Source organism: Membranihabitans marinus (assembly GCF_021729155.1).
GTDB classification, from domain to species: Bacteria; Bacteroidota; Bacteroidia; order Chitinophagales; family Saprospiraceae; genus Membranihabitans; species Membranihabitans marinus.
In genome coordinates, this window is sequence record NZ_JAJQYA010000032.1 from 19,611 (window position 1) to 32,239 (window position 12,629).

7 protein-coding genes are annotated in these 12,629 nt (G+C 35.1%); 3 read left to right on the forward strand and 4 right to left on the reverse strand.

Annotation, left to right across the window (positions count from 1 at the left end; all coding sequences use genetic code 11):
• Positions 1–195 precede the first annotated feature (195 nt).
• From LVD51_RS16180 to LVD51_RS16195, 4 genes are all read right to left on the reverse strand, one after another.
• Entirely contained in the window at positions 196–636 is a 441-nt protein-coding gene (locus LVD51_RS16180; RefSeq protein WP_236972403.1) for a GNAT family N-acetyltransferase, read from the reverse strand.
• A 440-nt stretch (positions 637–1,076) separates the two neighbouring features.
• Positions 1,077–1,928 (reverse strand): NmrA family NAD(P)-binding protein, encoded by an 852-nt coding sequence (locus LVD51_RS16185; RefSeq protein ID WP_236972404.1) that lies wholly within the window; start codon positions 1,926–1,928, stop codon positions 1,077–1,079.
• 671 nt (positions 1,929–2,599) lie between these two features.
• Positions 2,600–3,601: a helix-turn-helix domain-containing protein gene (locus tag LVD51_RS16190; protein WP_236972405.1), complete on the reverse strand. Its 1,002-nt coding sequence runs from the start codon at positions 3,599–3,601 to the stop codon at positions 2,600–2,602.
• A 127-nt stretch (positions 3,602–3,728) separates the two neighbouring features.
• Positions 3,729–4,097, reverse strand: coding sequence for a DUF1801 domain-containing protein (locus tag LVD51_RS16195; RefSeq protein WP_236972406.1), 369 nt, complete (start codon positions 4,095–4,097; stop codon positions 3,729–3,731).
• Positions 4,098–4,378: 281 nt separating this feature from the next.
• Here LVD51_RS16195 and LVD51_RS16200 point away from each other — a divergent pair, with 281 nt between their 5' ends.
• The 3 genes from LVD51_RS16200 to LVD51_RS16210 form a co-directional block, all read left to right on the forward strand.
• Positions 4,379–7,618, forward strand: a complete 3,240-nt coding sequence (locus LVD51_RS16200) for a BspA family leucine-rich repeat surface protein (RefSeq protein ID WP_236972407.1) — start codon at positions 4,379–4,381, stop codon at positions 7,616–7,618.
• Between the two features lie 500 nt (positions 7,619–8,118).
• A complete protein-coding gene (locus tag LVD51_RS16205; protein ID WP_236972408.1) occupies positions 8,119–11,058 on the forward strand; it encodes a BspA family leucine-rich repeat surface protein in 2,940 nt (979 codons plus the stop codon).
• A gap of 507 nt (positions 11,059–11,565) precedes the next feature.
• Positions 11,566–12,629 (forward strand): BspA family leucine-rich repeat surface protein (locus LVD51_RS16210; RefSeq protein WP_236972409.1); only part of this gene is annotated, 1,064 nt, incomplete at its 3' end.

The following is a 12,629-nucleotide window of genomic DNA, read 5'->3' on the forward strand; positions in this document are numbered from 1 at the left end:
TAGTTATTTGGCGTGATTGCAACGTATTTCTATAGGTATTTCACCACTTCGCTCCGAAATGGATGGCCTTTGGCCAAGGCTATATTATATATTGATAGAAGATTAGATTTATATAGTTTTAAAAGATATTGAAAGACCTTTTTTATTATTACTTACACATTTTCTCTAATATGAATTCTATAATACTGATTTATTCTATTTTAATGCCATATGTAAAGTTGGATATGGTTTCCCTGAAGAATCCAATGCTGAGCGACCAATTACTTCAAATCCAAAATGTTTGTAAAATCCAATAGCTTGTTCATTTTCTTCATTGACATCCACTTTGTTAACATTCAACTGGTTAATTGAATAGACCAATAGGGTTTTACCAATCCCTTTTCCTATATATTCAGGGGCAATAAACAGCATTTCTAAATTATGGTCAGCTGTACCAAGAAATCCGACTATATTATCCTCACTATTCCTAATGCATCTTAATTCCACGGCATCCAAGTAGGTGCTCAATATTAAGGTCTTATAATATTCAATATCTTCTTCTTTTAAAAAATGATGGGTTGATCTAACTGAAGATTCCCAGACATTTACTACTTCCTGATATTCATTTTTATTTACTTTTTCTATTCTCTTTTCCATCAATGTGTCCAACTTTATTTACGATGAGTCCTATTCTACATTATTATTGACAGCTAAATTCCCCTTAGCCACAATCATATATTTCCTCGGATAGCGATTGAAATGATTATGGATTTATCACACTTCTTGCCCAATCAATTCTTATGAATTATTTGAATAAATATATACTTTCTCTAAGTATAAAGCTTGATTTTCCTGTAATTATGCAGGGAATTCGGGCCAGGCGTGACAGCCCTGTACTTTGTCAGGATTTTACCACTTTGCTCAGATATGGATAGACTTTGGCCAAGGTGTGATTGCACTTCATCTCGACTGCGATTTACATGGAATCTAGTCATGCCGCAGTGGACATGACTAGATTTTATTAAAACTGACAGAATGACTCAATTCATCGGAATATAACCGACCATGATCAATGCCATAAGGATAAAGTGTATTATTTATCTATGTGGCTCAGTACTCATTTCAATAGCATTCCAAATCCCTGTTTTTGCAGTTTCCTCGGCATATTCTAAAAATGTTTTTGCCTTTCTCCCTAATACTTTTTCTATATCGTGAGAAATCTTTTGATTTTGGGGATTGGTCAATACATGGCTAAACAAATACTCAATCAACCAAATCATATCCTTTGGTAGTTGCATTTCCCTCATTCCAGCAACATATTGTTCTAATGTTATATCGTAAAAATTTAAATTTCTGTTGCTCGTCTTTGAAATCGTTCTAACAATATCTTTAAAAGTGATTAATTCTGGACCTGTTACTTCTATAATCTTGCTATTGTAGCTGTCGTCGAGTAAAACAGTTGCAGCAACTTCGGCTATGTCTTCTGCATCTACAAATGGAATTAATACATCTGACATTGGTAAGGCTACCTCGCCCGATAGGATGGGATCTAAAAAGAAACTTTCACTCCAATTTTGGTTAAACCAACTTGCTCTTACAATAGTGTAGTCCACACCAGAATCCGCTATGATTTTCTCACAAGCTTCTGCTTCGATTTCTCCTTTTCCCGATAGTAGGACAATTTTTTTAACTCCGAGTTCTTTGGCCAAATAAGTTAAACTTTCTATGGCTTCCTTTGCCCCAGGTACCGCTAAATCAGGATAATAGCTAAGGTAGATTCTATCTATGTTTTGTAAGGATTTTACCCAGGTATCTTTATGGTTCCAATCGAAACTTGGAGAAGCATTTCTGGATCCAATCCTTGGTTCGATACCTTGGTTTTGTAATTGTTTGATAACTCGGCTACCAGTTTTACCAGTACCTCCGATAACTAAAATGTTACTGTTCATAAATTGTTTGATTTACAATGTTTTACAAATAAAAATTGCGAGTAATAATTGAATAAATAAAATGATGTTTAAATGGATTTTTACGAATTGATATACACTTGAGATGGCTTCATATTACCTTCTGAAATTTTAACTACACTCCGTTGACTTTGTCTATTTCTAGCAGAGTCCATTCATGGTACAGAGGTACATTCTCAAAGGATGTAAATCCATAAGTACCCACTATATAAATGATTAATGCCGCTAAAACTAGCCAAAGAACAGGCTTCCTATTGTACAGGTATATCGTATTTAAAATTAAGGTAAGTAGACTTCCAAATAACATTAAAAGCAATATGGGGATTATGATTTCTGAATGACTGTTGTGAATAGTTTCCAGATAAGGAAAATCGCCTACATTTTTTATACCTAAAATCACCGATATAAAATATGAAAGGAAAAAATCAGTCGAATGGGGATTTATCAAAATGGTGATGAAAAACACAACCGGTTTTATGACTCGGTTTTTCGAATTAATTAATTTCTGAAATAAAACAATATTGCTCAAGACTATAATACCTAGGAATTTACAGGAAATCATAATTTTTAGTTTTTTAATTATGATGTAAAATTCAGGTAAACCGAAAAAATTTATTTATTTCAAAAAGAATTTGATTTGTTCGAAAAGGAGGTTATTTAATGTGGCTGGGCCTGTACCCATATTTTTTTTCGAAAGCATTGGAGAAAGATCCCAAGCTGTCATACCCCACATGCCAAGCGGCTTCTTGAACAGAGGCTTTCTGACTTCTTATTAATTCATGAGCCGTTTTAAGCCGTTCATTTTGTAAATATTTAAAAACAGGACTTCCAAATAATTCCTTGAAATTCTTTTTAAGATTATAGGAATTTAATCCTACCTGCCGTGACAATTCCGAAAGAGTGGGCGGATTATCCATGTTATTTATTAAAATGTCTTTTGCTAAATATAATTTTTCTCTTTCTGCAGTATTTATTGTGTCGGTTTGTAAAGTGGCCAATTGTCCAAAAAAATGCGATAACAAAGCGGTCATTTGGCTGCGAAAAAACATCATTTTCGTCTTTCCCTGGTATTTCATATTAAAAACGGAATCAACAATGTTATCCATTTCTGGTGTCATAAAAAATTTAGGACCCTCCACATAATGATCAGATGGATTTACCAATTCGTTTAATAATGTTGAAAAAATTTCACCTTCATCATAGGGGAGATTGTCGAGGTTTCTAATTGATGTAGCGATAAGTATACAACGTAATGGTTTTTTAGCTGAGATGGTATGAATAAATTCTACATTATTGTCGGCATAGAAAGACAAAGTCAATCCTTTAGTGTATTGAAATTTTTTTTCCTTCTTTGGGTAGTTAACACAAAGGTCTACATTGCCAGATCCGTAAAAAGCCACGGCAATTACAGGTTCATCAAACCGACAACCATCTGTTTTCACACTTTCAGAGAAAGCTTCCTCTACCAAAATAGTGTAATCGTTAATAACTATATAATCCCGGGTCATGATGATCGTAAAGTTAAACAAATATAGTAAATGTAGAATTGATTCTGTTTCCTTGTTTAGATTGTTATATTCTGACTTAATCCCTCTCCCCCCATATATGAGATTAAGATTTAAACCAGAATAGGATATAAACCTGGTTAATTTCATTCATTATTTTAAAAGGTAAAGGGCTATCGACTCTTATGAGGAGTAAAACCTATGACTTGAGTGGGGTGGTGATTATAAGATTCTAATAGCTACAATTATATTGAGAATTAATTTTGGCAGCTGGGCTTTACTCAATGACAATCTTTCCACTACGATAGAGGTCTAAGGCTTGATTTAGTAAATCTTCGATGGTTTGAATGTCTAGATCTGCCTTGGGATTGATACGCAAAATCTTCATTCTCGCGCGATTGCCTGTCTCCAAGGCGGGGTCGTGAAGATGTTGACCTTCTACAAAAAGGATGTAGGGCTCAGTTGTTTTTTTATCCGTCCACAAGTAGCAAAACATTTTCTTTTTAAAGCAAAAACAAGGCATTCCGTATTTACGTGTTTCCGTGATATCGGGATCTTGTTTTAAAATTATATGTCTTAGTGCGAGCAAACAACTGTTATTAATGGTTGAATGCTGATTATAAAATAATTCTATTTCTGATTGCATAACTTACATTCCATTTTTACATGAGTAAAGATAGATAACTTTATAGCTTATCGGATGATACTAAATTCATTTGGTTTAAGTCTTCCATAGCAAGTATAATCATGTGTAAGTAAATTGTTGTAGATTTATTTTCGTAATGTATTACTTTTCAGTCATGTATGTTGTTTATTTATACAAACTTTTGTTATATTTACTGCCAGATATTGCTCGCATCGGCAGTGATATTAGAATAGCATGAAGATATATTATTTTCTAATTATTTTCTTAAACACCATTTGTTTATGCGCTATTTTAATGTCTTAACCCTCACACTTGGATTTGTTTTATTTTCGTTTAATTTATTTAGTCAGGATCGACCTTTTATTACCACTTGGAAGACGGATAACTATGGAACATCAGATCATCAATCTATTGTCATTCCAGTGAGTTTTCTTTATCAGTATAATTATGATGTCGATTGGGATAACGATGGTATTTACGACGATATTGGTCTGACAGGTGAATCATCCCACCGCTACGATAGCGCCGGTGTCTATACCATAGCTATCAGAGGACAATTTCCTACAATTCGTTTCAATAGAGGAGGAGATTGTGAGAAAATCTTATCTATTGATCAATGGGGGGATATTGAGTGGATTTCTTTTAATGGATCTTTTTCAGGTGCAGAAAATTTAGAGTTAAAGGCCAACGATCTTCCCGATTTATCGAAAGTGAGTAGTCTAGCCTATATGTTTTCAGGAGCATCTACAATGAATGCCGATATCAGTGTTTGGGATGTAAGTAATGTGACCGATATGTCCTATATGTTTTCTGGTGCATCTTCCTTTAATCAAGATCTAAATAGCTGGGATGTATCGAGTGTTACCAATATGTCCTATATGTTTTCAAGAGCATCTTCATTTAATCAAGATCTAAATAAATGGGTTGTGTCCAAGGTCACTAGTATGGAGTCAATGTTTAATCAAGCGAGTGAATTTAATGAAAATGTAAGTAATTGGGATGTATCGAGTGTTACCGATATGTCTTATATGTTTTCAGGGGCATCCTCCTTTAATCAAGATCTAAATAGCTGGGATGTATCGAGTGTGACCTATATGTCCTATATGTTTTATGGTGCATCTTCATTTAATCAAGATCTAAATAAATGGGATGTGTCCAAGGTCACTAGTATGGCATCAATGTTTAATCAAGCGAGTGAATTTAATGGAAATGTAAGTAATTGGGATGTATCGAGTGTTATGAATATGAAAGAAATGTTTTCCTATGCATCCATGATGAATGGGGATATCAGTGCTTGGGATGTGTCAAGTGTTATGAATATGAAAGCAATGTTTGCAGATGATACAGTTTTTAATCAGGATATTGGATCCTGGGATGTGTCGAGTGTAAGCGATGTGTCTTATATGTTTTATGGAGCATCTTCATTTAATCAAGATTTAAATAGCTGGAATGTTGGGAATGTAATTGATATGTTTGGAATGTTTTACGAGGCTTCTTCCTTTAACGGAGAAATTGTTTCCTGGGATGTGTCGAGTGTAAGCGATATGTCTTATATGTTTTATGGAGCATCTTCCTTTAATCAAGATTTAAATAGCTGGAATGTTGGAAATGTAATTGATATTTTTGGGATGTTTTCAGAGACTTATTCCTTCAATGGAGAAATTGGGTCCTGGGATGTGTCGAGTGTTAGGGATATGTCTTATATGTTTTATGAAGCATCCTCATTTAATCAGGATATAGGATCTTGGGATGTTTCAAATGTAACAGATATGCAATATATGTTTTATAGTGCATCTTCCTTTAATCAAGCTTTAGACAACTGGGACGTGTCCAAAGTGACTACTATGGAAGCAATGTTTGCAGAGGCTTATTCTTTTAATAGAGATATTTCTTCGTGGGATGTTTCTCAAGTTGAAAACATGGCTTTTATGTTTACAAGTGATACGGTTTTCAATCAGGATATAGGGGCATGGGATGTTTCCAATGTTGCGGATATGTCTTTTATGTTTTATGAAGCCAGAGAATTCAATGGAGATATTTCTTCCTGGGATGTATCAAATGTAACAAATATGCAATATATGTTTTCAAGAGCATCCACCTTTAATCAGGATATAGGATCTTGGGATGTTTCCAATGTTGTAGATATGTATTCCATGTTTGCCCGTGATACAGTTTTTAATCAGGATATAGGACCTTGGGATGTTTCCAATGTTACAGATATGTCTTATATGTTTCATAAAGCATCCTCATTTAATCAAAATTTAAATAGCTGGGATGTATCCAATGTTGTCTATATGTCTAGCATGTTTCGTGAAGCATCCTCCTTTAATCAGGATATAGGATCCTGGGATGTGTCAAATGTGACTAGAATGGGGTATATGTTCTATGGAGCGGTCTCCTTTAATCAGGATATAGGATCTTGGGATGTTTCCAATGTAACAGATATGCGAAATATGTTTTATAAAGCATCCTCCTTTGATCAGGATATTGGTAATTGGGAAGTATATAGAGTGAATGACATGTATTCTATGTTTGAAAATGCATCCTCTTTTAATCAGGATATTGGGGCTTGGAATGTGAATAGTACGTTTGATATGACTAATATGTTTAAAAATGCCTCTTCTTTTAATCAAAACATTGGAAAATGGGATATTGGTCAGACATATTATATGTCCGGAATGTTGGATTCATCAGGAATGACTATTGAGGTTTATGATTCTGTATTATTATCTTGGTCAAATGCTGACTTTTATAATAAGATTCTAGGAGCGAATGGATTGAAATATTGTGAATCATCTGAGGCGCGAAATCAACTTATCTCGGAAAAAGGATGGTCATTTAATGGAGATCAATGTTATTGTGCAGATATTGCCACCTATATAGAGACCATTGATGATACTATCTATTGTAGTGATGATAGTATAAGTCAAATATGTTTTGATGACTATCCCAATATGAATTTTATTTGGGATGTTGAAAATATAGACGGATTCCAAAAACAGTATGGACACTGTATTGATTTAGAACCCGGTACCTATATTCGAAATTTATCCATTGAGAAAGATTCGGCTTGTATGATTAGTGATACGGTGACTATCATTAAAAATACAGCTATTTCGGTGACTTTGTTTGAAGATTCTACTTATACCGTCATAGGAGGTGTACAGCCTTATGATGCAGAATTTCAACGGAGTGGAAATCAGTTGAGTATCGTAGTTACCGATGTCCTTGGATGTAAAGGAAGTGACGCTTTGGTATTGACGGCTGACCGCGAAATAGCCATCAATAGTTTTCAAATTTTTCCCAATCCCGTACATGAAACAGTGTATATCCAAAATGATGATGAATATACCTCTTATCGTGTCAAACTCATGGATCAATATGGCCGTCTAATGGGTGAATACAAGGATGTGAGTCAAATTGATGTTAGCACTTATCCTTCTGGATTGTATTATCTCAGAGTCATTCCTCATTCGGCGGAAAATAAATATCAACATTCTGCATTGATTATTTCTCACTAGTATTGAGAAGCCAGCTGGTTGTTTATATTGAAAATAATTACCTAATCGAATCAAATGATGCCGGCTTCTATCAATGAAGTATGGGGAAATAAGATGGCGATGGTTGAAAATGAGTGGCTAACCCACAGCAATACCGAGGCTAGTCTATAGAGGTTATGTCAACTTTGTAGTATGGAAGATTGAGTGATCGAACCACAGCCATGATAAAACTCTATATCCCTCTTTTGGGAATTGACAATAAGTTAGATATTATAAATTAATAGTGTTGAAGGCTTGTGTTTTTATGTTATTGTTTTTTGAAGGCATATGAGTATTTTTTTATGGCATTTTAGTGTATGTGATATAATAAAAGACAAATTGACTGTTGAATACTTTTGTTCCTTGTTGTTTTTATAATATATTACAAGTAGTTGTTTTAAATGCTATTGTTGCTTCCAATAAGAGATTTTGAAATAGCAAAAGAACAAATTATTAAGCCAATCCCTAAACTTCACATGATTATGAATAAAATAGAATTTCTCTCAACTTTATTATTACTCATTTTATCAGTCTTGTCCTTACAGGCCCAAGAGAAAGCATTTATTACGACATGGAAGACTGACAATCTAGGTATTTCTGATGATTATACCATCGTCGTTCCCACCAATCCAATGTATGAATACAACTATGATGTGGATTGGAATAATGATGGTGAATTTGACGAAATCGGATTGACTGGTTCTGCATTACATCGCTTTGATAGTACAGGTGTCTATACCATAGCTATAAGAGGGGAGTTCCCCAGTATTTTTTTTAATAACGGAGGGGATAGACAGAAACTACTTTCTATAGATCAGTGGGGCGACATTGTATGGCAGTCTTTTCATTCTTCTTTTTATGGAGCAACGAATCTTGTATTGAAGGCGACAGATCTGCCGAATTTGTCAGAGGTGTCGAGTATGGCTTCTATGTTTCGTATGGCCCATTCCTTTAATCAGTCAATCGAGGATTGGGATCTGTCGAATATCACCGATATGTCATATATGTTTGCTCAAACTGCTACCTATAATCAACCTATGGATAATTGGGATGTATCCAATGTGACAGATATGACGGCTATGTTTTTTGCCGCTGCTGCATTTAATCAAGATCTAGGGAATTGGGATGTATCCAACGTGACAGATATGACGGCTATGTTTATTCAGGCGGTATCTTTTAATTCGGATATAGGGAGCTGGGATGTTTCTCAAGTTGAAAACATGAGTTTTATGTTTGCAGAAAATCCTGTTTTTAATCGTGATATAGGGAGTTGGAATGTATCTAGCGTTACCAATATGTTTGCAATGTTTGCCTTAGCGACTGCATTTGATCAAGACATAGGTAACTGGGATGTGTCCAATGTTACTGATATGGGCTCAATGTTTGAAATAGCCTCCTCTTTTAATCAAGACATAGGAAACTGGGATGTGTCCAGCGTTACCAGTATGTATAATATGTTTGCTTTTGCTACATCTTTTAATCGTGATATAGGGAGTTGGAATGTAACTAGTGTTACCGATATGTTTGGTATGTTTGCCTTAGCGACAGCTTTTAATCGTGATATAGGAAGTTGGGATGTTTCTGGTGTGACAGACATGTCCTATATGTTTGCTAGAGTATCTTCGTTTAATCAAGATATAGGAAGTTGGGATGTGTCCAATGTTACATATATGACGGGTATGTTTGATCAGGCGGTATCTTTTAATTCGGATATCGGCAACTGGGATGTTTCCAATGTGATAAATATGGAGTTGATGTTTGATTCTGCCATTGTTTTTAATCAGGATATTGGTGAATGGAATGTATCCAGCGTTACCGATATGTATGGTATGTTTAACTTTGCGACAGCTTTTGATCAAGACATAGGAAGTTGGGATGTGTCCAATGTTACTGATATGTCGAATTTGTTTAACAATGCCCATTCTTTTAATCGCGATATTGGGGATTGGGATGTGTCCAGTGTGACTTCTATGGTTTCTATGTTTCAAGCAGCATCCTCGTTTAATCAAGACATTGACAGTTGGGATATGTCCAGCGTTACCGATATGTATGGCATGTTCGCTTTTGCTACATCTTTTAATCAGAGTTTGGATAGTTGGGATGTTTCCAATGTAACTGATATGTATAGTGTATTTGCTCTGGCAACATCTTTTGATGCAAGTATTGGAAATTGGGATGTTTCTGGAGTGACAGACATGTCTTTTATGTTTTATGGTGCATTCTCGTTTAATCAGGATATAGGAAGTTGGGATGTCTCCAATGTCGTTAATATGTCTTCTTTATTTACTGCAGACAGTTTATTTAACCAAGATATTAGCAGTTGGGATGTTTCCGCTGTGACAGATATGTCTTTAATGTTTGCATCGGCATCATCTTTCAATCAAAATATCGGCAGCTGGAATGTATCCAATGTTACAGATATGTACGCTATGTTTTCAAATGCTAATCTGATGAATGGTGATATTGACAGTTGGGATGTATCAAGTGTTATAGATATGACAGCAATGTTTGCTAACGCTTCATCATTTAATCAAAATATCGGCAACTGGGATATTTCTAATGTGGAATTCATGTTGACTTTATTGGATTCTTCTGGCATGACTACAGAGGTCTATGACAGTGTCTTGATCGGGTGGTCTAGTGGGGGATATGAAGACAAAATATTTTCAGCTGCCAATATTAGTTATTGCCAGGGATCGACTGCAAGAGCAGATTTAATCGAAAATAAAGGATGGATTATATTAAGCGATGAATGTAAATGTTCAGATATATTGAATTTTATCGAAGATATGTCAGATTATCAATACTGTGCTACAGATACGGTAAATCAAATATGTATAGATTCTTTTTCTTATGCAAAGATAGTTTGGGATGTCAATACCGAAATGGGGACTTCTAAAGTTGAAGGTCATTGTGTCGACCTTTTGGCTGGCGAATCGATCAATTACTTGACCATCGAAAAAGATGAATTTTGTGTATTCGGAGATACTGTTTCCTATTTGTATTCTGCGCCTATTGAAGTCAGCCTGGCGGAAGATTCTACCTATACCGTGATGGGAGGTGTACCCCCTTATGAGGCAGAATTTCAACGGAGTGGGGATCAGTTGGAAATTATCGTCACCGATGCCAATGGGTGTACGGCAACCGATGCCTTGGTTTTAACCTCAAATCACGAGATCGCTATCGATAATTTTACATTTTACCCCAATCCTGTGTCAGAGACCCTGCATATTTATAGCGATGAGACTTATCTCAATTTTCAAGTTAAACTTATAGATCAGTATGGACGCATATTGGATGAGTATGAAAATGTGAGTCAAATTGATGTCAGTTCTTATCCTTCTGGTTTGTATTATCTCAGAGTCATTCCTCATTCGGCCGAAAAAAAATATCAACATTCTGCATTGATTATTTCTCACTAGCATTGAGAAGCCAGGTGGTTGTTTATATTAATAGTAATGACCAAATGGAATCGAGTGATGCCGGATTCTACCAATGAAGTATGGGGAAATAAGATTGTGATGGATGGAAATCAGTTGCCAGTTCGCAGCAATTCCTAGGTTAGTCTCTCTAGAGATCGAGTCAATTGAATAGTGTGGAAGGTAGAGTGATAGTATCATTGAAGTGCTGCCATGAAAGAAGGCTTAAACCTTCATTGGGGAATAACTATAAGATAGAAATTATAAACTTTAAATTGTTTGTATTTTTATGTTATTGTTTTCTGTAAGTATTTAGGTGTTTTTTTGTAATATTTCAATGTGCATACTACATTAAATTATAATATGGCTGTGATGTCATTTTGTATCTTGTGTTTTTTGGAATATATTACAATTTATTATTTCATTGGTAAATTTTACTTTCGATAAATGGCATTGATATAATAAATAAGACAAATTATTTTTGAGAAAATCCCTAAACAACACTTGATTATGAGTAAAATAAATATTGCCTCGACATTACTATTACTCATCTTATCCGTTTTTTGTTTACAGGCCCAAGACAATGCATTTATTACAACATGGAAGACCGATCATTCAGGTGTTTCTGATGACTATTCTGTTGTTATTCCGATTCATCCAAATTATGAATATCTCTATGATGTAGATTGGGATAATGATGGTGAATATGACGAAATAGGTTTGACTAGCGCTGGCTCACACCGTTTTGATAGCATAGGGGTATATACTATTGCTATACGGGGGAAATTTCCTACCATATTTTTCAATAATGAAGGAGATCGTGAAAAGCTACTCTCAATCGATCAGTGGGGGGACATTGTATGGCAGTCCTTTCATTCTTCTTTTTACGGAGCAACGAACCTTGTATTGAAGGCCACAGATTTTCCCAATTTGTCAGAGGTATCGAGTACGGCAGCTATGTTTCGGCTGACCCATTCCTTTAATCAATCTATTGATGATTGGGATCTGTCTAATATCACCGATATGTCATTTATGTTTGCCGAAACTTCGTCATATAATCAATCTATGGAAAATTGGGATGTATCCAATGTAACCAGTATGATAGGGATGTTTTTTGCTGCTGCGGCTTTTAATCAGGATATAGGAAATTGGAATGTTTCCAATGTTTCTATGATGCAAGGGATGTTTGCCCATGCCTATGTATTCAATCAAAATATCGGCAACTGGGATGTATCCAATGTGTCGAATATGGAGTCCATGTTTTTTGCTGCCAGTAGTTTTCAAGGAGATATAGGAAGTTGGGATGTATCCAATGTTACCGATATGACGGCGATGTTTTATAAGGCGGTATCTTTTAATGAGGAAATAGGGACCTGGGATGTTTCCAATGTGATAAATATGGAGTTAATGTTTGATTCTGCCATTGTTTTTAATCAGGATATTGGTGATTGGAATGTTTCTAAAGTTGAAAACATGAGGTTTATGTTTGCAGAGAACCCAGTTTTTAATCGTGATATAGGGAGTTGGAATGTTACTAGCGTTACCGATATGTTTGGAATGTTTGCCTTTGCGAC

Coding starts and splice junctions, on each gene's coding strand:
- LVD51_RS16180 (WP_236972403.1), bottom strand. CDS start 636: ATGGAAAAGAGAATAGAAAAAGTAAATAAAAATGAATATCAGGAAGTA.
- LVD51_RS16185 (WP_236972404.1), bottom strand. CDS start 1,928: ATGAACAGTAACATTTTAGTTATCGGAGGTACTGGTAAAACTGGTAGC.
- LVD51_RS16190 (WP_236972405.1), bottom strand. CDS start 3,601: ATGAAATTAACCAGGTTTATATCCTATTCTGGTTTAAATCTTAATCTC.
- LVD51_RS16195 (WP_236972406.1), bottom strand. CDS start 4,097: ATGCAATCAGAAATAGAATTATTTTATAATCAGCATTCAACCATTAAT.
- LVD51_RS16200 (WP_236972407.1), top strand. CDS start 4,379: ATGCGCTATTTTAATGTCTTAACCCTCACACTTGGATTTGTTTTATTT.
- LVD51_RS16205 (WP_236972408.1), top strand. CDS start 8,119: ATGAATAAAATAGAATTTCTCTCAACTTTATTATTACTCATTTTATCA.